The organism is Lacihabitans soyangensis (genome assembly GCF_024343775.1).
In the GTDB taxonomy this organism is placed as follows: domain Bacteria; phylum Bacteroidota; class Bacteroidia; order Cytophagales; family Spirosomataceae; genus Leadbetterella; species Leadbetterella soyangensis.
This window is the reverse complement of sequence record NZ_RJUF01000002.1, coordinates 181,532-204,928: the sequence shown is the minus strand read 5'-3', so window position 1 is coordinate 204,928 and position 23,397 is coordinate 181,532. Positions and strand designations below refer to the sequence as shown.

Sequence of the window (23,397 nt, the reverse complement as noted above, 5' to 3'; positions counted from 1 at the left end):
AATTCTCTGAATTCGTCTATTGTTCTTTTTGCTATTTTTATATTTTCAAACTCAAACCTCTGACAGACAGTTCTTTCCATAATTGAATGATAAGATTCAATATGAGCATTTTGTTGCGGTGTACCTGGTTTTGTAAATTCCTGTGTAATGCCATTGTTTTTTAGAAAATCTTGCACCACACTTGCTATAAATTGACTACCGTTATCGTTTCTTACTATAAAATTTTTAGGCAATCCAAACTCAGCAATGACCTTTTCAAATAGCTTTATTACATCTTCTTTTTTTATATTGTAAGCCATGTAATGGCCAATATTAAATCTACTGAATATATCTAAGATCGTTAATACTTGCATACTTTTACGTTGGCCACTTACCCAGACATATTTAATGTCAAATTCAAAAAAACTAAACTCTGTCTCCACTTTGGGAATCAAATCTTTTACTCGGTTTCGATTTGATTTTTTACTCGAAATCGGATTGCTTCCTCTAAGTAAATTGTTGATTTTCATTAATTTATAAACATAGTGTTTGCTTATTCTATATTTTTCTTTGTCCACTAAATGACGAAACGTTTTATAAGCTCCATAGTCAACAAAAGGCTTGGCGAACAATAACTTAATACGTCCAACAATTGCTGATTCTGTCACTTCTCTACCTTTAGAATCATATATAGTCGCATAAGGTTTTCTTCCAGCTTTGCCATCTGAGGGTTTATAATAAAATGAACTCTTCGATAATCCACAATGGCTCAAGACGTTTCTAATTGGAAATCCCTGGCTAATAAATTCAATAGCGACTTCCATTTTTAACTCTTTTTCAATTGACTTTTTTTTAAAAGCTCATCTTTTATTCTCAGCTCCAAAGCATTGTCGGCAACTATATTGCGAAGCTCTCGAATCTCACGCTCTAATCGCTTGATTGCTAAATCCTTGTCTGACTTCTTAATTGATTCTAAACCTGACTCTCCTGTCTGATCTAAAATCTTTTCCCAGTTGTAAATAGTTGTAGAGGATACTCCAAATTCAGCAGACGCTGCTCCAATACCTTTTTCTTTGTAAAAGGAAATTATCTGTAATTTCTGTTGCTGACTCCAGCTTTGACGATGCTTACTCATAATGACACAAAATTAAAAGTTAAAACTCTATTTTTGTGTCCTAATATTTATCGGGATGAAATCATTTCTAAAACTGTTTTTAAGATTTGATCTTTTGCGAGCGTTGGATTTTGAAGTCGTTTGTGTTTTTTAGTCAAGTTTGAACACAACAGGGAAATGATATTCAACTTTTAACTTTTTGCCTTGATATACCGCTGGAATCCAGTTTGTGGACGAAATTTCTTTCAAAACCCTCATGGCTGCTTCATCCATTCCATAACCTATACTTTTTACATATTTGTAATTGCTTGTATTACCTGATTTATCTATTTCTAAACTTATTTCTGAAATTCCCTATTTATCCGCTCTTTGGGCTTCAGAGGGGTAATTTATGGTGGTCCCTAAACGATAGAAAAGTGTTGACAATCCGCCCAAGTATAATGGAGCTCTGTCCAAAGTAAATGTAATATTTTCAGTAATTGAATCTAACAGATATACTTTTATACTTTTCTTTTTTTCTCCCAATCTTCTAATTTGTAATACACAACATCATTTTATTCGGTAATCATATTTTTGAATTATTTCTGACTCCGCATTATAGAAAACCCAAATGCTATCTTTAACATTGTTTTTGAAAAAACCTTCGGTTATTAATCTATTGCAATAACCATATTTTTTATAATATCCATGCCTTTTCTGTTTGTCAGATTGGAGTACATCATATATTTCATTGGTTTTTTATTAAAAACCTCCTTTGTTTTTTGATCGAAACTAAAATTAAGCAATAATATGGCAAATACTGTGAATTTAAATTTCATTTTTTTATTCATTTGGAATATATTTTCACACAATGATTGAAGCCAAAAGGCATCATTTTTTTTTATTTACATTGACTTTTTTCAAGAATCTCACTCTAGCTCTATAGAACTTTAGATTTTAATAGAAGAAATTTCACCTCCATTTAATCGCAACGGCTTATTGAAATTCAAATATCCATTTACAAAAAAGAATTTGGATGAGTAAAAGAAGAGCATAATAATTATGTATTCAAAATCGTATTTGAATATCACTAAATCAGCCAATAATGCAACGTTGGAAAGGATTATGAACCAGAGGCTCAAAGAAATTTGGGGGTTTATTTTTTTGTTGCCAAAGACCAGCGAGATAAAATAGGCATATTGAAAAACTCGAATAAAAAAGAGTATTTGTAAATTGAAGGAAAAGAATGGGAAAAATACAATGATAAAGAATAGTCCCAAGGAGAAAATCAAGAAGGTTTTAGTAAATACTTTTGTCCTTTTCGTTTCGATCCTTTTGAGTTTTTTTAGTATCAAATAGAGGTGTATTTGAATTTCAAAAAAATAAATGATAGTTATTACTGGCAAATAAATAGCTTCGGTATGAAAAAAGTAACTGAAATTAAGGCCGATTGACAAAAGTATAAGTGCAGCGATTAAAAGAAAATCGTTTTTGTTAAGTGAGTAATTTTTGGAATTAGCAAATGAAAATATCAAAAATAAGGGAATTGCGTTTTTGGTAATGAGAAAATACCATTTCAATTGAAGTGAATTAAACACGAAATCCAATACAATCAAAAGAAAGTAAATAAATACAAATGCTTTTTTCAAATGTTAGTTAGTATTGTTGAAACAAAGTGTAGATATAAAATTAGATAAAATTGTAGATATTTTATAATCTAAAATGGCAAATGAGGAAATTAGTTAAGCCATTTCTCTTTTGGAATGAAATCATTTCAAGTAAATTTTGCCAATTGTTTCAATTAAGTGGCTAATAAATACACAAAACGTATAAACTATAAGTTCTTAAAAGTTTCTAGAAATTTGGTCGAAGGAATAATAAATAAGGGTTTTAGCTCCAAATCACTAATCTTTTTTCTTTCCTCAAACACAAAAATCAAAACTGCTGCCGCGAGGGCGATACAAACAAATGCGAAAACTGCCATCATGAAAATACCGTAAGGATAGTCTTTCGAGGTGAAATTTGTATTTATCATTGGATTTATTTTAAGGCATAAGCTAAAGTTATTATTTGCGGTTAAAAACGGTAATTGTCACATAATAAATTCTTTAGGACTTGATTTTGCTTTTTTTTTTACATTATTTTCATGAACAGGATTTTAAAGTTTTTGTCGCATTAATGTTTGAAAGACTTCTAAAATTCCTTTCTATTTTCTTGCAACATCAAAAGGAATTATTTTACTTTGTAATTCAAAGTACTTTTTAATTTAATCTAAATTTAAAAACTATGTTAGTAAAAAATCAGAGCTTAATCATTATTCTGGCTATTGCCTCAGCCTTATTGTGTGTACCGTTGGTGGCTATGCAGTTTACTTCGGAGGTCCATTGGACCGCAAGTGATTTTGCAATTGCGGCTGTTTTGTTGTTCGGTACGGGGCTTTTGGTGGAGCTGGCTATCCGTAAAGTTAAGAAATGGAATGTCCGGTTATTTGTGATTTTGGGAATTCTCGCGACTTTATTTTTGGTTTGGGCGGAGTTGGCTGTTGGTATTTTCGGTACTCCTTTTGCTGGAAATTGAGCGGCGTACCAGGGTTCGGTTGTTTCTTAAACAAAAATGCAGTGTTCTCTGTGAAAACACTGCATTTTTTATAGAATTTGGTTCAGATCAGTTAAACCCAAATTTTATCAATCCTTCTTTGCTCAGTCTAATGGCCTCCATCGGGTCCATTCCGTCGAACACTTGGTCTTGCTCCACTATATAGTATTTCATACCTGATAGTTTTGCGTTTTTCAAGATACGTCCAAAATCTATTTTGCCCTTGCCAACCGGTGCGAAACGCCCTTGGTCATCCATGTCTTTCACGTGCCAAATCTTGAAACGACCTGGATATTTTTGAAAATATGAAACTGGGTCAACACCGGCTTTGGTTACCCAATACAAATCCATTTGGAAGTTCACGTATTTCGGGTCAAGTTTTTCTAACATGTAGTCTATCGGTACAATTCCTTTGCTGTTTTTCTCAAACTCAAAAGCGTGGTTGTGGTAAAGAAATTTCAATCCCGCAGCGTGGGCTTTTCTTGAGATAGTGTCTAATACCGAAGTAAGTCTTTCTACATCCTCAGTCATAGAAAGTGAACGCGTTTTTGGGTCAAACTTAAACATGCCCATTGGTGGTACAGGTGCCACAAAGTATTTAAAACCAGCAGCTTTTACGTCGTCTATGAGTTTGTCGGCATTACTGGTAGTCATGGCTCCCATGTGAATACTGATAGGTTTTAAGCCCAAACTTTTGGTATAAGTCTTAAATTCAGCTGGAGTCATGTTGTAGAATTTACCATCTTTATAGTCAACCGCCTCTATGTATTTGTAACCCAAATCAGCCACTGCTTTCAGAGTGGCTTTGGCATCTTTGCCCATTTCATTTCTGACCGTGTATAGGGTCATGCCACCCCATTTTTTTTGTGCAAATAGACTCGAACTCGCAGATAGCAACAAGATGGCTATCAAAATCTTAGATAAAAAACTGTTTCTCATGATAGATAATTAATGATTAACCCTGGTTAAGATATATTATATTTTTGTCGCAAATTACAGAAATATATCAATTATCGAAGATTTTTTTGACGTATCGATGGTTTTGTTCGATGAATTGCCCATTTGTCTAAGGTTAATAATTGATTCCTCTGTGGGAAAAAGATTTTATTGAATTTTGGTTATTTTTCACACGAAAAATTTCAATTTAAAAGCTTTTGGAATATCTTTTGAGGGAGTTTAAGGGTAGGGGATTTATTCTCAAAAGTCTAAAATGACGCCTCTGGATATGATTTTGTTTTACGTTCAGATTTGAGCGGAAATTTTTTTTTTTTTTTGAGGTAACTACAGCGAACCATACCAAATAAATAATAGTAATGAAGAAACAGCTTTTAGGTCTGACAGTTTTTTTAATATTAAATACCCCTTTTTTAAATGTTTTCGGACAGAAAGGGATTTTTAGAACCGCTACAGTTTATCAAAAGAACAATTCTTTTAGAAACACAAAATTGGAGTTCAAAGACAATTTTACAGTTTTAGAAAGTGGTAAGGGAGTTCTCGATCTCACGAAAGTAGAAAAGTTTGTGATCGAGAATAGAACTTATAGGGTTTTAGATTTGGAAGGCAAACTTGGTTATTTTGAGGAACTTGTTGCTGGGAAAGTTTCGCTATTTCAGAGTTTCGATTATATCAATTACTATTCTTTTTATGAGGGTAAATTGTCTAAAATACCTGAGAAATACTTCAAACAGTATATTACAGAACTAGCAAAAATATCATGTGATTGTCCCGAAATTGCCAATAGTTTATCGAGCTATAGGTTTACGCATGGCGTAATTTTGAATACATTCAAGGAACTAAACGAAAGAATGGGTGGCAATCCTGTTGTTCAAAACAAAAAAAGGACATTTGATGAGAGTAAGCCAGTGATTGGTTTTGGGTTAAAACTATTAAATACAAAGGCCAATTATGAAAGCCTAGAATGGAAGGTAAGCTTACCCGAAAACACTACAGTTACACCTTATTTTCAATTTCAGCCAGCTAGTTTTGGTAAGTTTACTTATTCTGCTGAGATTTTTTCTCAAAGAATCAATAGTAAGAACATGAGGCCCAGTCAATTGTATATCTTCAATGGTGAAAAGTCTATTGATGCTTTGGATACCATGTTTTTTAAAGCGATATCATATACCAACGTTTTCATTAGCAATAAACTGCATTACAAGTTCAAAAGTCAAGAATTTCAAAAGCTCATTCCTTCGTTTTATGTTGGGCCCTCTTTGGCATTTTATGCTAAGAATGCAAAGCTAGATTTGTTTTCTACCTATAGGGACTTTAGAGGTTATACAAAGCAAGAATATGAGCTAACTAACGGTGAATTTAGATGGTCTCCTATTAAGGTGGGTTTTAATGGAGGAGTCAATTTAGATTATTTCGTCACCGACAAATGGTTAATGAAAGTCGACCTTGGAGTCAACTGGATGTATGGCACTTTTGCAACGCGAGACGACATTATCTTCATTAACAAGGACGTTCCTATGCAGTTTAATGAAACCAATTTGCAGTATTGGATTAGTTTGGGCGTATCATATAAGTTTTAAAAAGTTCAAGCATAAATAGAGCTTAGCTTGAAAATTCTTTGCACCAAAATCAAAAGTTTTTTATCAATGAATACACCCACTCACATTTGCCAAAAATACAGAGCCATTTTCAGCTCGAAAGCCCGGTGATAGGTTTATGGAGCCAAATGCGTAGAACTTTACTTGAGAATTGGTGGGAACTACACCTGATGAACCCAACATTTGACCAGCCTGGTAGGTATTTGAAAGTATCGGATTATCATTGAGACTCAAATTGGGATAGCTCGAAGCCCATGACGTTTCGCAAATCTTGTAAATTTCACCGTTGATTGTACCGATATATAATTCCCCAGTCAAGTCTTCCCCAAAAGTCGTAAAGTTTCTGGAGGAGTTTTGAAAAACAAGCTCATTCACCCAATTGGAACCTACCTTTTTTAGTGTCCATAATTTGCCAGTGCAGAAGTCTACGTAAAGATATCGACCCACTAATTCATTATAATTGGCACCTCTGTAAACATAACCGCCCGTTATGGAGCAACCTTGATCATGGGCGTATTCGAAGACAGGTGGAGTGTAGGAGTTATTGCAGTTGGTGGTATTGTAGGCGTGGGTACCTTCATAGCATCGCCAACCATAATTTATACCTCCAGTTTGGTTTGCAGGTTCAAAGTCAATTTCCTCATAGGCATTTTGGCCTACATCGCCTATCCATATGTCACCAGTGAGTTTGTCGAAACTAAATCTCCACGGATTTCGAAGACCGTAGGACCAGATTTCATCTGCATTTCCCCCAGGTCCATCAGCAAACGGATTACCAGACGGAATGGCATAGTTGAGCCCCCCACTAGTACTATTGACATCTATCCTCAAGATTTTGCCCAAAAGATTTGTTAAGTTTTGCGAGTTATTTTGTGGATCTCCCCCACTGCCACCATCGCCCGAACTGATATAAAGATACCCATCTGGACCAAAGTGGAGGTCGCCACCGTTGTGATTAGAGAAAGGCTGCGTAATGGTAAAAAGGACAACTTCCGATAGCGGATTGGCCAAAGAACTGTCCGTTGCTGATATTTGATATCGAGCAACCACTGTGTTTTGACTCTGGTTGATATAATTTACAAAAAAGTAGCCATTCTGTTTATAATTAGGATGAAATGCCAATCCCAGCAAGCCCTGTTCTCCACTGTTTCTTACTTGGGTAGATATGTTCAAGAAAGGTGTGGCGTTTACTGTGCCATTTTTGTTGAGTATTTTTATTATACCAGCTTGTTCAACCACAAAAAGTCGTTGATCGCCTGCGTGCTTAATGGACAGAACTCCACCAAAGTTTTTTGCAAAAAGGCTCAGCTGGAGGTTAGGTTGGGAAATAGATGGGAATTTAATATATAATGTTAATACCAAAAGTAAAATTATAGTTTTCATATAGCTTTGATTTAAAGATAGTTAATATACGTAGATTAATGGATTTTAGTTAATTTTTTAGCAAGATTTTAGATGGTGAACCTTTTACGCTGAAATAAATGTCTTAGTATGAGCAGTATTTATATCATCGGAGTAAGCTTTTCAATGGAAAAAAGGAATCATGGAAAAAAGATAACGCTTGAGTCATATAATTTGTAAATTCGGACATTCAATTTATTTGTATGGTAAAAGACGACACATCCTTCCTTCAAAAGTCCCTTATGAGTTTCTCGAGCATGACACTTGAAGATTTCTCTATTTCTGAAGGTTTATGGCAGACGAAATATTACAAAAAAGGCGAGGCATATAATTCTGTTCGTCAGGTTTGTAAATTTCTGGGTTTTGTGGAGGCTGGTGTTTTTAGAACTTATCACATTGAAGAAAAGAACGGCGAAGAGAAAAATATCTTCTTTTACTCGGCCAATCAGTTGGTGGTGTCTTTTGCCAGTTTTATCAATCAAGTGCCTTGCCATTATCACACTGAGGCCATGACCGATGCTAAGGTAGTTTTTATCCACTATGACGACCTTATTCATTTGTATAAAACCTCGCATGCATGGGAGCATTTCGGTAGAATTTTGGCCGAGCAAGCTTCCAACATTGCTTTTGACAGAACAGAAAGTTTACTTTTTCAGTCAGCCGAAATGCGATATTTAAATTTTGTGAAACAACACCCCAACCTCATCAACGATATTCCACTGTATCATATATCTTCTTATTTAGGTATTCAAGGACCTTCTCTGAGTAGAATCCGAAAAAGATTGTTGGATAAATAGACGATTTTAACCTAGGTTAAAATTTAAGTCGTTTTTATACTTGACATTTGTAGCATAATTAAACAATAAAGAAAATGAAATTTACAAGAAGAGCTTCAGCAAATTGGAAAGGGACAGGAATGGAAGGAACAGGTACTGTTTCTACACAAAGTACAGTTTTAAACCAAACTCAATATTCTTTCAAGACCAGATTTGCCGATGGAGTAGGCACAAATCCAGAGGAACTAATTGGTGCAGCACACGCAGGTTGTTTTACTATGCAATTCAGCTTTTTGTTGAATGAGGCTGGATTTACGGCTGACAATATCGATACAGAGGCAAAGGTTAATTTTGAAGACGGAAGTATTGTGAGCATTAACTTAGACCTTACCGCCACCATTCCAAATATCAGTGATGAGCAGTTTCAAACCATTGCCGCTGCTGCAAAAGAGAAATGTCCAATATCGAGATTATTCAAAACTGAAATTACTTTGACCGCTAAATTGGCTTGATCTGTAAGTATTAATAAGCAAAAAAGCCACTGAAACTTAAATCAGTGGCTTTTTTATTGTAAAATATTTGGTTACTTCCCGATTCTATATAATCTTCCTTGGTCAGTTACAGCATACAAAGCACCATCTTTTCCCTGATGTACATCTCTGAAACGCTGATATTCTTCAGTCAAAAGTCTTTCTTCTCCTACTACTTTGTTGTTTTTGATCACTAATCTGTTGATATGCATTCCGCTCAAACACCCTACAAAAAGGTTGTTTTGCCATTCAGGGATTTGGTTGCCAGTATAAAACGTCATGCCCGAAGGTGAAACCGACGGATCCCAATAATAAACTGGTTGTTCCAGACCTTCTTTTTGTTGAATACCGTCACCCACTTTACCTCCAGCATATTCTATACCGTAAGTAATGGTTGGCCAACCGTAGTTTTTACCAGGCACGACATGATTTATTTCGTCGCCGCCTCTTGGTCCAAACTCATTCGACCAAAGTTCTCCATCCACAGGATTGATGGTCAGGCCTTGGACATTTCTATGTCCATAAGAATATAATTCAGGTCTTGCACCTGCAACACTTGCTAATGCGTTGCCAGGTGCTGGTTTCCCGTCGGTAGTAATTTTAATTATTTTACCCAAACTAGAGTTCAATTGTTGGGCTTGAGGACGCGTACTGCGGTCAGATCGCTCTCCTGTACTGACAAAAAGATATCCATTCTTGTCAAACAATATTCTACCACCATAGTGCAGATTGCCTCTGTGTGCTGGGGTAGCTCTGTAGATTACTGTTGCGTTTTCTATTTTCTTTTCATCGTTGCTTAGCCTTCCTTTCGCTACTGAGGTATGATTTCCACCACTTACTGGCTCCGAGAATACCCAATATACCATTCTATTTTTCTCGAAATCAGGATCTAAGGTTACACCAAGCAAACCTCCTTGACCATCGCTATCTACAGCTGGAAGTCCAGTGATTTTGTCACTCAATTCGCCAGAAGTTTTGGCTATTCTGAAATTGCCCGATTTCTCAGTAATCAAAAGTCTGCCGTCGGGTAAAGAGGTGAGTCCCCATGGCGAGCTAAGATTTTCTGTTAAAACTTTGGTGGTAAACTTAGTGGCTGTTTTTACGCCATTTACACGTGTTTGCCCTACAAAAGCGGGCTTGTTTTTGGGTGAGTTTGGTTCCCTAGTTTCTACAGGGGCAATGGTGCTATCCGTAGATACCTCCAGTTCAGGCTCCGATTTTGGCATGCCTGTACAGTTCAATGAAAATAACCCGATTCCAATTATTGGGATTAAAAATTTACTACTCATTGTTGATTGTTTTGGTTTTATTGAAAACGTTAAAATATTTTTATTAGTTTAAAAATTATTTACCGCAAAGGTACAAAAAGTATTGCATCAGCTATAAATTCCTTGCCTGATAAACTGCTGATGGTCACTTTTACATCTTGATTTTTCAAAAAGTTGATATTTCCGAATTCATACCAGTCGTTTGCCTCTGAATCAACTTTAATCACTTTCTCTATCATTTTTTCACCATATTTCACCAAGATTTTTAATTTTTCTGAGCTATTTTCTCTTTTCGGGAAATAGAGCTGGAGCACGTAATTGCCACCTTGGTCGATTTTGGTAGAAAAAATGGCCTCACTTTTTGATCCCATTTTTACAAAGTCTTTCCCATACCTACCATATTGTTTCTTGATAACTTCGTGGTCGCCGATTGCCGAAAACTGATTTACAAAGCTATTGTCTATCAATATTTCTCGCCTTGAGCCGTCTGCCAATGGATTGCTTTTTAAGAGATTTTGTAGTTTCGGTATGTCTATTTCATGAAGGTTCTTTTTCGATTCTACCGCCAATACTGCGGCCATAGCTGCTGATTGTGCCAGTACCATAAACACGGGCTCCATACGAATAGAGCCAAAAGCAATATGTGATGCTGACAAACAAACTGGTACCAGTAGATTGTTACACTCTGTTTTTTGGGGAATTATGGCTTTGTAAGAAATAGGGTAGGGGTCAAGTCCGCCTAATCCCATCTGCACATCACCTTCGTTTTTTACCTGGTATTTTCCATCTGCATCTTTTACTATAATTCGTTGAGTATTGTGTGAATCCATGGTGTAAGCCGCCATGCCTATTCCGTCGCTAACAGTTTCTTCTCCCACACAGTGCTTTTCGGTCATAATTACATCGCTAATCATTCTTCTGGCTTCACGCACATACATTTGTGGCGAAAAGTGTCCGTTATTTATAAATTCATCCTTCGGATACCCCCATTTTTTCATTTCGTTTCTCAAATGTTCTGGCACTCTTGGGTCGTTTCCAAGAAAGTAGAAAAATCCTCTTATGTGGTTCTCATGGGCTTTTTGGATAGCTTTTCTTTGGGCATAATTCGAATTCGGGTAATCATAATTACCTCCAATTAAATTTGAAGAAAAAGGTCCAGAATTATTGATATCCAGCTTGCGGTTAGGCATGGGTTGTAGGTGCATCAATGCCCAGTTGAGTTCATAAGGTTGTTTTTTTTCAATGTACCGCAACAATAATTCATATCTGCTCGGGTAATAATCTTCAGGTGCAGTAATGGGTATCATGTTTGGCATGCTATCTGTCAAGCACATTCTAAAGTTGTAGGCCTGTACTTTTTCATCGCCACTGCCTTTTGGTGCTAATTTTCCTTGACTTATTCCCCATAAAAGTCCACTTGTTGAATCACCTGCTATTTTGAAAGGGTCAATGCCATCAGGAAACTGATGTTTGTCAAGCATTTGCACGCCATTCCAGGTTTCGCCGTATTTTCGATTATCTTCTCTCCCTACGGTGTATGAAACACCCGCTTTTGCCATCAAATCGCCCTCATAAGTGCAGTCTATGAAATATTTTGCCCTTATTTTTGTCAATTGCCCTTTTGGATTCTTCAACTCAATGGCTGTTATTGAGTTAAGGTTTTTGAAGACACTTATCAATTCCATTTGAGTCTTCACCTCCATATTGGCTTTTTTCAAATAATCATTAAAAATTTTTGAGGCCACTTTTGGTTCGAAAGTCCATTGCTCAAATTTGCCATAGTGCTGACCTATCTTTCTGTAAAAATCTCTTGATAAGCCAGTTATAGCATACTTGTTGCCAATGTCGGTTTGGCCCAAGCCTCCCGTGGTAAGTCCACCAATATGTGTACTTGGCTCAAGAAGTATGACAGATTTTCCTTGTATTTTGGCAGTGTATGCCGCCATAACTCCAGCCGAAGTGGCTCCATAAACGCAAATATCATAGGTTTGACCATATACTTTTCCAGTAAATAGAAGGATAAGAATTAACCTGATAAAAATCTTTATACTCATGGATGCGGAGGGATATTAAATTTCAAAAATTCTAAGAAAAAGTAATTTTAAGACATTCATCATAAATTTAAATAATTTTTTATTTTTATTTTTGCAAAAAAACGAAATTTCATGCCCACTACAGATTTTGCAATCAATGGTAAGACTTATGCTGTCTCTATTGATGGTTGTCCTGAATTTAGAACTGGAAAAGACATTGTATTATCAAATGCCGATACCGATATTGTTTATAACCAACCTTGGTACAAAAAAGGTTATACCTCTGAACGATTTCTTTCAAATGAAGAGTTTGCATATTTGAAAACTGGATTAACTGCCAGTGTAAAAAAAATAATAACTGAAGAGTTGGGGTTGGATACAGAGGGATTTACCTTAGAAAAATACCATCATTTTGTTAGCGAAAATCAAGATCATTATAAGGTAGTTTCTCGTACGCGTGATTTATTTTCGGCGGATTTTAATTTCCCGATAGAAGAGATGATTCCTAAGTTTGAGAAACTTCTCGGTTTTTCTTTGACAGACATGGACCCTAAATTAAAGGAAAAGCTACATATCATAGTGCGGATAAATCGTCCAAAATCAAACGATTACAATCCCCCACACAAAGATATTTATGAAGAAGTTGATAAAAACGATTACATACCGCCATTTGTAAACCTTTGGATTCCGATAGCCGGAGTTACAGAGAATTCTTCATTACCGATGGTGCCTGGTAGTCACCAATTGAGTGAGGCCGAAATTGTCCGTACTTATGACGGTGGCGTAGTAGAAGGTAATACTTATAGAGTAAGAATGATAAAAGAATGGGGTGGAAGTCATGACTTGGAGAGAGCCGAAGTTAAAGACGGTGAGGTTTTGTTCTTTTCGTCGCACCTGATACATGGTATGGCTATAAATGCAGAAGAAGATCTCACCAGAGTTGCTCTTGAGTTCAGACTTTTTAAGGCTTAATAAAGTCTTTATATCAACTTAATATTGAAACTGCAGCCTCTCAGAGGTTGCAGTTTTTTTTGTTTCAATAGTTTGTTCTAACAATCACTTGAATGTTTTATTTCCTCTATTTTTTGTTTTTCGATTTTTGTGACTATTTTTAAAAAATTTTAAAAACCCTAATTAAATGAAAGAGAATAAGTCTTATATCGGGCCATTGATTATTATCGGGCTACTGTTTTTTGTTTTTGGATTTGTGACGTGGGTAAACGGTACACTCATCGCTTTTTTCAAAAACGCGTTTGGACTTGATAATTCGAGCTCATATCTGGTGACATTCGCTTTCTTTATCAGTTACACCGTGATGGCCATTCCATCTTCCTCGGTTTTGAAAATCGTGGGTTTCAAGAAAGGCATGTCGCTTGGTCTTTTCATTATGGCCATTGGCACCATATTGTTTGTTCCAGCTGCTAAAATGGAATCTTACCCACTGTTTTTAGGTGGTTTATTTACTATTGGTATAGGTTTGACTTTGCTACAAACAGCCTCAAATCCTTATCTGACTATTTTGGGACCTCGTGAAAGTGCGGCTCAGCGAATCAGTTTGATGGGAATTGCCAACAAAACTGCTGGTATCATTAGTCAGAAAGTATTCGGAGGTTTGCTATTGGCAGGGAGTTCGGTGGCGGCCAGTGCTGTTTCTACAGCCGAACAGCTAGACAAAGTGGTATTGCCTTATATGATTCTTACAGGGGTTTTGGTGGTATTGGCAGTGGTGATTTTATTTTCAAAAGGTCTTCCCGAAGTCTCTGAGGAGCAAGAAGGTGTGAGTGAAGGAGCCTCTAGCAAATCAAGCATTTTTGCGTTTCCAAATTTGGTCTTGGGACTGCTGGCTTTGTTTGCCTATGTGGGTTTAGAGGTTATTTCAGGCGATACTATTATTTCTTATGGTATTTCCTTGGGCTTCCCTGAATCCGAGGCCAAGGACTTCGGCACTTATACACTCTGGTTTATGATGCTCGGTTACGTGGCTGGTATATTTTTGATACCGAAATATGTTTCACAGCAAAATTGGTTAAAATATTCTTCAATTTTTGGTTTAATAATTACCGCAATTGCCTTATTCACAGGTGGTTTTACATCTGTATTTTGTATTGCTCTTCTTGGACTAGCCAATGCTATTATGTGGCCGGCAATATGGCCCCTGGCTCTGGATGGCTTGGGTAAATACACCAAATTAGGCTCGGCATTGCTTATTATGATGATTGCTGGAGGAGCATTATTGCCGTTGCTTTATGGTAAATTGTCGGATTTGTACAGCACCCAACTGGGTTATTGGTTACTGGTGCCACTATACCTGTTTTTATGGTATTATGCCACTTTGGGTCACAAAAAGAAAAATTGGTAATACTTGCGGTAGCATTTCCATGTTTTTTATCTATTTTTATCAAAAGCATTGGATTTTAAAAACAGATTTATGTCGAAAAAGTATTTGTTAGTTTTGTTGTTTGTTGGATTTCAGGGTTTTGCACAGAAAGGTCTTACTTTTGAGGATTCACTAAGAGGAAGTATAACCCCAGAGCGTGTTTGGTGGGATCTCAAACATTACGATTTGGTTTTTGATGTAGACCCCAAGAAGAAATTCATAAAAGGTTTAAATTCTATTTCCTACCAAGTTCTCAGCGAAAATCAGAGCATGCAGATTGATTTGCAGTTTCCGATGAAGATAACCTATATCGAGCAAAACGGACAAAAGCTGACATTTACAAAAAGAGGTGAGAATGCTTATTTTATAAAACTTGCTGATAAACAGAAAGTTGGAGATCGGAATTCACTGAGTATTTCATTTGAAGGGAAACCACTTATAGCCAAACGTGCACCTTGGGATGGTGGTTTTTCATGGGCTAAGGACGACGATGGGAAAGATTTTGTGGCCACCTCTTGCCAGGGTTTGGGTGCTAGTGTTTTTTGGCCATGCAAAGACCACATGTACGATGAGCCAGATAGTTTAAGAATGACTGTAACCGTTCCTGATAGTTTGTCAGATATTTCTAATGGCAGACTTACCAAAATGTGTATTGACAGTAAAGGGAATAGAACCTCTACTTGGGAAGTCAAAAATCCAATCAATAACTATGGTGTAAACCTCAATATCGGGAACTATGTACATTTTGGAGAAACCTACAAAGGAGAAAAGGGAGATTTGACATGCGATTATTATGTGTTGCCTTATAATTTAGAGAAAGCCAAAGTACAATTTAAAGACGCCACAAGAATGCTACAGGCCTTCGAACATTGGTTTGGACCTTATCCATTTTACGAGGATGGTTACAAACTGGTGGAGGTTCCATACTTGGGGATGGAACACCAAAGCAGTATAACTTATGGAAATAAATATAAAAATGGGTATCTAGGCAGAGATTTGTCTGGTACCGGTTGGGGAAGTAAGTGGGATTTTATTATCATTCATGAAAGTGGTCATGAGTGGTTTGCGAACAATATCACTTACAAAGACATTGCCGACATGTGGATTCATGAGAGTTTTACCAATTATTCTGAGACTCTTTTTACCGAGTACCATTATGGCAAATCTGCTGGACAAGACTATGTGATAGGAACAAGGGCAAATATCACAAACGATAGCCCTATTATTGGGAAGTACAACGTGAATCAGCGTGGCTCGGGCGATATGTATTATAAGGGCGGTAATATGCTACACACCATTCGACAGGTGATCAATGACGACGAGAAATTTAGACAGATTTTAAGAGGATTAAATAAAGATTTTTACCATCAGACCGTCACAACTGAGCAAATAGAGAATTATATTTCTTCCAAATCCGGAATAAATTTCTCCAAAGTTTTCGACCAATATCTCAGAAATACAAAAGTGCCTAAATTGGCTCAAAAATCTTCAAAAGGAATGATTTCCTACCGATGGGAGAATGTTGTTTCAGGTTTTGATATGCCCATAAAGGTTTCAGTTGATGGAATGGAACAATTTGTCTACCCTACCACCGATTGGAAAAAACTCAAAGGTAAAGCCTTGAAGGCCGATAGGAATTTTTATGTTGAATAGGGCTAAGAATTACTCTTTTTGGCATCATCTGTCTCCCTGAGCTTGTCGAAGGGACGTGATGTATGTCAAATCGGAGTGTAGCTTCGACGAGCTCAGCCTGACCGTTTCTGTCTTTTTTGATTTATCAAAGAGACCATCTACCTTTTTTAACCTGCATATTTCCCGTATTTTTGCATAAAATAAAGCATTCTCCATTGGAAAAGAATTTAATTCAATTTTTATCTGTATTTTCAGAAAGTTTTGAAAATAATATAATTTCAAAAATAACAATAAGTTTTAAAAATAAAATAATTTCTGAAAATATCGTTGATAGTGAAATTAAAGCTATTTATATAAAGCCTTTTGTTTCTAAAAATGAGAGGAAATTGTCTTTTGTTTTCAGGTATCCAACAAAAGATGTAACGAAAAATTTCGAGTTTCCTGAAGCTAAAGAGATGATTATTAAATTAATGGGTAATCAGTTTTTACAAGCCGACTTGTTTTTAAAAAACGCCTCCTATCATCTGATTTTTGATAAAAAGGGGAAGTCCAAGTTGGTTAAAAAGGAACTGGAAGCCGAAAGGCCTATTGCGGAAACCCACAACAAAATCAAGAACAGAATTGTTGAAGATGCTCCATTTTTAAGACTTCTCGGAGTTTTTTCGAATGAGGGAAAATTGAAGACCGACAAGCAAGACAAGTTCGTTCAGATTAATAAATATCTTGAGTTTTTTTCTCAAAGCATAGCTTCCTCAGACCTAAAAGATGACTTTTCGGTAATAGATATGGGGTCTGGAAAAGGTTACTTGACTTTCGCGATGTATGATTACTTAACGCGAATTTTGGGTAAAAAAGCTTCTGTGAAAGGCATTGAGTACCGCCAAGATATGGTGGATTTATGTAACAATCTTGCTCAACAGGCTGATTTTGAAGGTCTAAGTTTTGTTCAAGGAACCATAGAAAACTCCGAAACAAATGGAAATAATGTTTTGATAGCCCTGCATGCTTGTGATACCGCCACAGACGAGGCCATTTTTAAAGGAATAAAGGCCAACGCCAAGATAATAATGGTGGCTCCGTGCTGTCATAAGCAGATAAGAAAGCAAATAAATCCACTCGATGAATTAAAGCTCCTTACGAAATTCGGAATATTGGAAGAGCGACTTTCAGAAAGTTTGACCGATCTCATAAGAGCTTTGATTTTAGAGGCTTATGGTTACCAAACCAAAGTTTTTGAATTTATTAATTCAGAACATACTCCTAAAAATCTGATGATTTCGGCTGTTTTTAAAGGATTGGACGAAAAAAAGAAAACTGAAAAACTCAAAGAAGTAAGAGCTTTAAAATCAAGATTTGGGATTGATTTTCATTATTTAGAAAAGTTACTGGGTTGTTAAACTTATTTTAAAGAATTCATGGATTTTTCCAGAATAAATACTTTAGGGGTTACAGTTTTTAGCCTTTCTTTTCCACCATTTGCTTTTAGATACTATTATTTCTCCAGAAAGTGAAGGCGTCAGCTCTAAAATTAGGTTTTTTGCTAAATGAAAATCTGCTTTTGGAATAGTGATTGTGATGACATCGAAACCAACGTAAAAAACTTCCAGAACAATTTTTTCTTTAATTTGAAAATCGGGAATTTGAAATTCGAAAAGTCCATTTAGGTCTGATAGGGTTTCAAATTTTATATTATTCAATTTTATAACAGCACCCTGCAGTGGGCTTTTATCCATTCCATCAATTACTTTTCCTTTAAGACTTAGAATAGAACTGTCCTTTTCAGTAATAGATGCGGTAATGTTGGTCTTATCTTCCTTTACTGCTGCAACAGTTTGAATTTGTTCAAACTTTTCTTTTTTTGCGTAAACGTTATCAGTAGTTGAAAAGATAGTTAAGCCAGTTATTAGATTTATAAATTTACCTACCCAGGATGATTTACTTTGAATCTGTAAAGCCCTACCGGTTTGATTTTTCTTTAAATGCCCGCAAATTTTGGAATCACTTTTTAGAATAAGCTCAACTATTTCCTTATCCGTTAAATTGGTAAAATCAATAACTTTTTTTGAGCAATTTAAACAATACTTACCCCCGTCCATTTGATTCATTTCCGACCATTTTTCACTACATGGCGAGGTGATATTTAATATGTATTTTGTGCTGCTCATATTCGGCCAAACCTTAAGTTTTTAAAGCTATTTTTAAAAAAATCACAAGTTCTTTATAATTTCTACCGTCCGGGTTCGTTCGGCTTCTTTTTCTTTTTCGAAATTTATGCCGTAAGTGGTGGGTTGTTTGATGTTTGAGTATTTGTTTTTCTCTAAAACATTCTCACATTGCTTAATTAATGAGAACACCATTTCATCTTTTAAACCTTCGTCCAAAGCCAAATTATAGAGTTTTACAGCCTTAGTTAAAATATCGGCAATAGCTTGTGGATTTCGTTGCGACATCGCCAGCCTTTGCATTTCAGTGGCTTGCTCGAGTGTCAGACGTGGCAGTAGGTTTTTGTTGGGATCATAAGGATTGATGACCAACAAATCACTTAAATGTTGCTTGGCCATTTCATACTTTCTAAAAGCTCGGTAATCCTCGGTTTTTTTCCAAAGATACATCGCTCTCGAACTATTTTTTATCTGGTTTTCAATGCTCAAATCTCCCTGAAATTCAGGTACTTTTGCCAAGTCTCTGTACAAAAAGAAGGCATCCCAATACCGGCCAACCTTGAAGTAGTCGTCTGCTTCCTCCTTGAGATATTGTTTCGATTGGGCCGAGGATAGGCCCAAAGATGCAAGAATAATAATGACAATTGAAAAGAATGATTTCATTCTGAGTTTATGATTTTAGTGATTCCGATTCGTAAAATTTTCTCTCAATAGTTTATAAAATCAATTTTGCTGCCAATATTAAACTTCATAACGACAAAACTGAAAATTAAATTATATTTTTATGAAAAATTGTAATGGAGTTTAAGCGTAGAGAATGGTAAGAGAAGATTTTGTTTCGTATTTTTCAGGGTTTCTTAATCGAAACAAAATTGAATTTAAATTGCTAGATTCTTCCTTTTTTCGGATCGGAAAAGTTGAGGTGAAGTACTTCGAAACCATTCCAGAGGATTTTAGATCTACTGAAAAGCCAATCAATTTATGGAAAGACCAATGGCTTAAACATCCCGAAATAGTCATTTCCAGATTGAGTTCTGTTTTGGGATTAAACCAAAAACTTCCTGCCAGAGTTTGTAAGGTCCGCAGAATTAATCGGCACGTTGCTGAGGATTTTTTGAACCAGAATCATTTACAGCAGTCTATTGGGGCAAAGCTCAAATACGGTTTGTATTTACCAAAAACCTATTACAGGCTTTTGCAAGGGACTTTTACTCCAGAATCTGAAGAATTGTTATTGGCGGTTATGACCTTTTCTGGGGCCAAAAAATATTACCTGGGGGACGAAATTGTACAGTCTTTTGAGCTCATAAGGTTTGCTAACCTAAACGGCTATAATGTTGTTGGTGGATTTTCAAAAATGATAAGGTATTTTATAAAAGAAAAAACTCCGGGAAATATCATGACTTACATAGATGCAGATTGGTCCGATGGCGAAAATTTCTCTAAATTAGGCTTTGATTTGGTTGAAAAAACCTCTCCATTGTATTTTGGTTTAGACGAAAACCTGAACCGTGTAAAGCTAAAAGACAAAGCGAATGCTGAGGTGGTAAACTCTGGAAGTTATAAATACATTTTAAGTGAATTTTAGCGAGCAAAAAACTGAATTAATAGTCATTCTGGGACCAACAGCCTCGGGAAAAACGGAATTGGCAGTAAATCTTGCCTACAAACTGAATGGGGAAATAATCAGTGCAGACAGTAGGCAGGTTTATAAAAATATGGATGTCGGCACAGGTAAAGATTTATCAGAATACACAAAGGATGATGCCACAATTCCTTACCATTTGATTGATATTTGCGAAGCAGGCGAAAAATACAATGTGGCCAGATTTCAAAATGATTTCATGGAGGTTTTTGAACAAATAAAATCGAGAAATGCCCTTCCGATACTTTGCGGAGGCACTGGGCTTTACATTCAGGCAGTTATTTCCGACTTTTGGAAGATGCAAGTGCCAGTTAATCAAATTTTAAGGTCAGAATTGGAAAGCCTTAGTAATGAGCATATTTTTGATAACTTCTCTATTTTTTTAATAGATTATAATTTTTCTAGTAGAAAAAGGCTGATTAGACACATTGAAATAAATGATTTTTTATTGAAAAATCCTGAATTTTCTAAAACAGAATTCACAAAAATAGAATATAAGATTTTTGGCTTAAATCCAGTTTTGGAAATAAGACGAGAGCGAATCTCCAAAAGACTTAAAGTTAGATTCGAAAAACAAGGAATGCTTGCCGAGGTTCAAAATTTGTTGGATGCTGGTGTAAGTGCTGAAGTATTGGAGTATTATGGTTTAGAATATAAATACATTAGTTATTTTCTGAAAAAAGAAATGACTTTTGAGCAAATGTTTTCAAAATTGGAGACTGAAATTCATCGTTTTGCCAAACGCCAGATGACTTTTTTTAGAAGCATGGAAAGCAAAGGATTTAAAATAAATTGGATTCCTGATAGTTTAAGTAAGGAGGAAAAGTTAGAATATATTTTTGGTTATATTTAAAGGAGTACGGATGGTTTTACGATTTATCATAGTTTTATTTTCACTGTCGAATTTTGTTTTTGGACAAAAAAACGTTTGCTTGTTTTCCAATAAAACAGGGAATGAGGATGCGAAGAAACTATTGATTGAAAAGTCTAAAGCATTTAATGTCAACTTAGTAGAAGTTAATGGTCTCGAAAACTTAAATAAGTATGGTGCTGTTTTTTTTCTAGATTTTGATGAAACCAAACTTTCTGTAAAGGAGAATTCAATTTTGGTGTCTTTTTTCAAAAATGGGGGAGGGGTTATTGGTTCCTTTGACATACAGGGAAGCAATTCCAAAAGGATTTGGTTTGAGCAGATTTTTGGTAAAGTTGAAAATAAAATACCGGAACGGAAGGAATTGGACCTCATTCCGGTACAGGATTTGGGAGATATAGGTCTTTCGCCATTGTGGAAAATGCCCTCAGTAGAGGTTATTCATCCAATTGTGCCGAAATATCTAAAGCCTGTTCTAATGAGTTTAGAGGGCAAAGCTATTTCTTGGATTGGAGTCTCAGAATTTGCCAACAAAGTGTTTTATACTTCTTTGAAAATAGATATGCAAAGTCTTCAAAATCAGGACTTTTTAAAATCTTTGATTGGCGGTGTGAAGTCGGTTGTTTCTTTAAAAAATGAGTCTAAAATTGAACAGAATGTTTTGCCCGAAACCTCTGAATTCAGGATTTTAAATATTGCGAAGGACTTTCATCAAGGTATCGTTCTAGAGTATTTTTCACCGATATATTGCCTGATTCTAACAGAAAAAGGAGAATTGTTTAACTATATCACGCTCTCGAAGGAACTTATCTCCTTGGGTTTGTTTGACTCACTTAAAAACGCTGTTGATATTACCGCCGATCCAGAGTTTGAAAGCAATGGCTATTTTTACTTCTACTTCGGGGAAGACAAAGCTGTAGTTAAAAGAGTCAAAATGCTGAATTCACAGAAAGCGGAAATGGACGATTTTAGTTTGGAGTCGTCTTTTCCAATTAAAAATGTTTTTCTGTGTAAAAAGGATTCTACCAATGTTGGTATGCCCAAGTATTATCAAGGCAAGCAATTTAGCCTTTCGAAAGTTGGTGAAATTGAGGTGGCTTCATTGAATAATAACCAAGAAGTGATTGATATAGAGCCTTTTGTGCTATTCAAAAAAGAAGATTCCTTGCAAGCAATTGCCCAAAAAGAAAATGGTGAAATGTTGGTCTTGATGAAAGATAGCCTAAATTTGGTGCAATTTAGAGGGGATAATGGCTTTCCACCTTTTGTTGCTTTTACTTTTAAAATTCTTAGCCTAAAAGCACCATTTAAAGTAGAATTTGAGGCAATTGTGGAGGAGAGATTTGATTTAGAATGGGAGATTTTGGGTAAAAAGCTAATTGGAAAAAAGGCTACTCAGGTTTTCAAAACAAGTGGCGAATATCCCATAAACCTCAAGGCATCCAATAAGAATGGACAAACAGATTTTATAACTAAAACTGTAAAAATAGAAAAAGCCTCCATAGTTAAATGAAGGCTTTCCAATGTTCTGCTAAAGTTTTTCTTATTCGTGTTCTCCCAAATATCTTTCTGCATCCAAAGCCGCCATACAGCCAGTTCCGGCTGCCGTAACAGCCTGGCGATAGATCTTATCTTGAGCGTCGCCACAAGCAAAAACACCCTCGATATTGGTTTTGGTTGAGCCTTTCTCCACTATAATGTATCCTGCCTCATCTAGTTGCAAGAAATCTTTGAAAATTCCAGTGTTGGGTTGGTGACCAATAGCCACGAAGAATCCATCCACCGCTATTTCGCTGGTTTCCCCAGTTTTGTTATTTTTTACTCTTACACCTGTAACGCCATTCGTTCCTAATACTTCTTCAGTGTCGGTATTGAACAGAATTTCTATGTTTGGTGTGTTTTTTACTCGCGTTTGCATGATTTGCGAGGCTCTGAATTCGTCTCTGCGGACTAACATTGTTACTTTTTTGCAAAGTTTTGATAGGTAATGTGCTTCCTCGCAGGCAGTATCTCCGGCACCTACAATGGCCACGTCTTTTCCTCTGTAAAAGAAGCCGTCACACACCGCACAAGCCGATACACCCATGCCGTTAAGTCTTTGCTCAGACTCTAAACCTAACCATTTTGCTGATGCACCTGTGGCTATGATTACAGTTTCTGCTGTTATTTCTATGCTTTCGTCTATTATTACTTTATGAGCCAATGGCATTGAAAAATCTACACTTGTAGCCATACCGTATCGGTTATCTAGGCCAAATCTTTCTGCCTGAATCCTCAAATCTTCCATCATTTGTGGACCTTCTATGCCTTGTGGATATCCTGGGAAATTTTCAACGTCGTTGGTGATAGTTAACTGTCCGCCTGGCTGCATGCCTTGGTACATAACTGGTTTCAAACCCGCTCTTCCTGCATAAATGGCCGCTGTATAACCTGCCGGGCCCGAACCTAATATTAAAACCTGAACTTTTTCTTGTGTCATCAAT

Annotated in this window: 22 protein-coding genes; 11 read left to right on the top strand and 11 right to left on the bottom strand. The window is 36.1% G+C overall.

Annotated elements, in window-relative coordinates; translation table 11 throughout:
• From EGI31_RS02055 to EGI31_RS02040, 4 genes are all read right to left on the bottom strand, one after another.
• On the bottom strand, positions 1–803 hold an 803-nt coding region (locus EGI31_RS02055; RefSeq protein WP_255035464.1), incomplete at its 3' end, for a DDE-type integrase/transposase/recombinase.
• Between the two features lie 2 nt (positions 804–805).
• Complete coding sequence (locus tag EGI31_RS02050; RefSeq protein ID WP_255035463.1) at positions 806–1,114, bottom strand: helix-turn-helix domain-containing protein; 309 nt, start codon at positions 1,112–1,114, stop codon at positions 806–808.
• A 129-nt stretch (positions 1,115–1,243) separates the two neighbouring features.
• On the bottom strand, positions 1,244–1,435 hold the full coding sequence (locus EGI31_RS02045; protein WP_255035469.1) for an energy transducer TonB: 192 nt from the start codon (positions 1,433–1,435) through the stop codon (positions 1,244–1,246).
• Between the two features lie 1,471 nt (positions 1,436–2,906).
• On the bottom strand, positions 2,907–3,107 hold the full coding sequence (locus EGI31_RS02040) for a hypothetical protein (RefSeq protein WP_255035462.1): 201 nt from the start codon (positions 3,105–3,107) through the stop codon (positions 2,907–2,909).
• 251 nt (positions 3,108–3,358) lie between these two features.
• Here EGI31_RS02040 and EGI31_RS02035 point away from each other — a divergent pair, with 251 nt between their 5' ends.
• The gene (locus tag EGI31_RS02035) at positions 3,359–3,649 is read left to right on the top strand and encodes a hypothetical protein (RefSeq protein WP_255035461.1); all 291 of its coding nucleotides are present in this window, start codon (positions 3,359–3,361) and stop codon (positions 3,647–3,649) included.
• An 87-nt stretch (positions 3,650–3,736) separates the two neighbouring features.
• Here the strand turns inward: EGI31_RS02035 and EGI31_RS02030 are convergent, their stop codons facing one another.
• Complete coding sequence (locus EGI31_RS02030; RefSeq protein ID WP_255035460.1) at positions 3,737–4,606, bottom strand: sugar phosphate isomerase/epimerase family protein; 870 nt, start codon at positions 4,604–4,606, stop codon at positions 3,737–3,739.
• Between the two features lie 374 nt (positions 4,607–4,980).
• Here EGI31_RS02030 and EGI31_RS02025 point away from each other — a divergent pair, with 374 nt between their 5' ends.
• The gene (locus EGI31_RS02025) at positions 4,981–6,201 is read left to right on the top strand and encodes a hypothetical protein (RefSeq protein ID WP_255035459.1); all 1,221 of its coding nucleotides are present in this window, start codon (positions 4,981–4,983) and stop codon (positions 6,199–6,201) included.
• Between the two features lie 63 nt (positions 6,202–6,264).
• Here the strand turns inward: EGI31_RS02025 and EGI31_RS02020 are convergent, their stop codons facing one another.
• Positions 6,265–7,602, bottom strand: a complete 1,338-nt coding sequence (locus tag EGI31_RS02020) for a PQQ-dependent sugar dehydrogenase (RefSeq protein WP_255035458.1) — start codon at positions 7,600–7,602, stop codon at positions 6,265–6,267.
• Between the two features lie 260 nt (positions 7,603–7,862).
• On the opposite strand from EGI31_RS02020, the gene EGI31_RS02015 reads away from it, so the two are divergent.
• Together EGI31_RS02015 and EGI31_RS02010 are read left to right on the top strand one after the other, a co-directional pair.
• Positions 7,863–8,417 carry a Crp/Fnr family transcriptional regulator gene (locus tag EGI31_RS02015; protein WP_255035457.1) on the top strand — a complete coding sequence of 185 codons (555 nt, stop codon included), beginning with the start codon at positions 7,863–7,865 and terminating at the stop codon, positions 8,415–8,417.
• 74 nt (positions 8,418–8,491) lie between these two features.
• Entirely contained in the window at positions 8,492–8,908 is a 417-nt protein-coding gene (locus EGI31_RS02010) for an OsmC family protein (protein WP_255035456.1), read from the top strand.
• Positions 8,909–8,979: 71 nt separating this feature from the next.
• On the opposite strand, the gene EGI31_RS02005 is transcribed toward EGI31_RS02010, so the two are convergent.
• Together EGI31_RS02005 and EGI31_RS02000 are read right to left on the bottom strand one after the other, a co-directional pair.
• The gene (locus EGI31_RS02005; protein ID WP_255035468.1) at positions 8,980–10,152 is read right to left on the bottom strand and encodes a PQQ-dependent sugar dehydrogenase; all 1,173 of its coding nucleotides are present in this window, start codon (positions 10,150–10,152) and stop codon (positions 8,980–8,982) included.
• 122 nt (positions 10,153–10,274) lie between these two features.
• Positions 10,275–12,248: an FAD-dependent oxidoreductase gene (locus EGI31_RS02000; RefSeq protein ID WP_255035455.1), complete on the bottom strand. Its 1,974-nt coding sequence runs from the start codon at positions 12,246–12,248 to the stop codon at positions 10,275–10,277.
• Between the two features lie 111 nt (positions 12,249–12,359).
• On the opposite strand from EGI31_RS02000, the gene EGI31_RS01995 reads away from it, so the two are divergent.
• From EGI31_RS01995 to EGI31_RS01980, 4 genes are all read left to right on the top strand, one after another.
• Complete coding sequence (locus tag EGI31_RS01995; protein ID WP_255035454.1) at positions 12,360–13,199, top strand: phytanoyl-CoA dioxygenase family protein; 840 nt, start codon at positions 12,360–12,362, stop codon at positions 13,197–13,199.
• A 166-nt stretch (positions 13,200–13,365) separates the two neighbouring features.
• Positions 13,366–14,586: a sugar MFS transporter gene (locus EGI31_RS01990; RefSeq protein ID WP_255035453.1), complete on the top strand. Its 1,221-nt coding sequence runs from the start codon at positions 13,366–13,368 to the stop codon at positions 14,584–14,586.
• Between the two features lie 69 nt (positions 14,587–14,655).
• The gene (locus EGI31_RS01985; RefSeq protein WP_255035452.1) at positions 14,656–16,257 is read left to right on the top strand and encodes a M1 family metallopeptidase; all 1,602 of its coding nucleotides are present in this window, start codon (positions 14,656–14,658) and stop codon (positions 16,255–16,257) included.
• A 434-nt stretch (positions 16,258–16,691) separates the two neighbouring features.
• The gene (locus EGI31_RS01980) at positions 16,692–17,633 is read left to right on the top strand and encodes a class I SAM-dependent methyltransferase (protein WP_255035451.1); all 942 of its coding nucleotides are present in this window, start codon (positions 16,692–16,694) and stop codon (positions 17,631–17,633) included.
• A 42-nt stretch (positions 17,634–17,675) separates the two neighbouring features.
• Here the strand turns inward: EGI31_RS01980 and EGI31_RS01975 are convergent, their stop codons facing one another.
• Together EGI31_RS01975 and EGI31_RS01970 are read right to left on the bottom strand one after the other, a co-directional pair.
• A complete protein-coding gene (locus EGI31_RS01975) occupies positions 17,676–18,341 on the bottom strand; it encodes a peptidase associated/transthyretin-like domain-containing protein (protein WP_255035450.1) in 666 nt (221 codons plus the stop codon).
• A 102-nt stretch (positions 18,342–18,443) separates the two neighbouring features.
• Positions 18,444–19,061: a hypothetical protein gene (locus EGI31_RS01970; protein ID WP_255035449.1), complete on the bottom strand. Its 618-nt coding sequence runs from the start codon at positions 19,059–19,061 to the stop codon at positions 18,444–18,446.
• A gap of 259 nt (positions 19,062–19,320) precedes the next feature.
• On the opposite strand from EGI31_RS01970, the gene EGI31_RS01965 reads away from it, so the two are divergent.
• The 3 genes from EGI31_RS01965 (at position 19,321) to EGI31_RS01955 (ending at position 22,427) form a co-directional block, all read left to right on the top strand.
• Positions 19,321–19,986 carry a hypothetical protein gene (locus tag EGI31_RS01965; RefSeq protein WP_255035448.1) on the top strand — a complete coding sequence of 222 codons (666 nt, stop codon included), beginning with the start codon at positions 19,321–19,323 and terminating at the stop codon, positions 19,984–19,986.
• On the top strand, positions 19,976–20,896 hold the full coding sequence (miaA, locus tag EGI31_RS01960; RefSeq protein ID WP_255035447.1) for a tRNA (adenosine(37)-N6)-dimethylallyltransferase MiaA: 921 nt from the start codon (positions 19,976–19,978) through the stop codon (positions 20,894–20,896). The genes EGI31_RS01965 and miaA overlap by 11 nt, the downstream gene beginning before the upstream one ends.
• A 79-nt stretch (positions 20,897–20,975) precedes the next feature.
• On the top strand, positions 20,976–22,427 hold the full coding sequence (locus EGI31_RS01955; RefSeq protein WP_255035446.1) for a hypothetical protein: 1,452 nt from the start codon (positions 20,976–20,978) through the stop codon (positions 22,425–22,427).
• A gap of 30 nt (positions 22,428–22,457) precedes the next feature.
• Here EGI31_RS01955 and trxB read toward each other — a convergent pair whose 3' ends face one another.
• Positions 22,458–23,393, bottom strand: a complete 936-nt coding sequence (trxB, locus tag EGI31_RS01950) for a thioredoxin-disulfide reductase (RefSeq protein WP_255035445.1) — start codon at positions 23,391–23,393, stop codon at positions 22,458–22,460.
• Between the last annotated feature and the right edge of the window lie 4 nt (positions 23,394–23,397).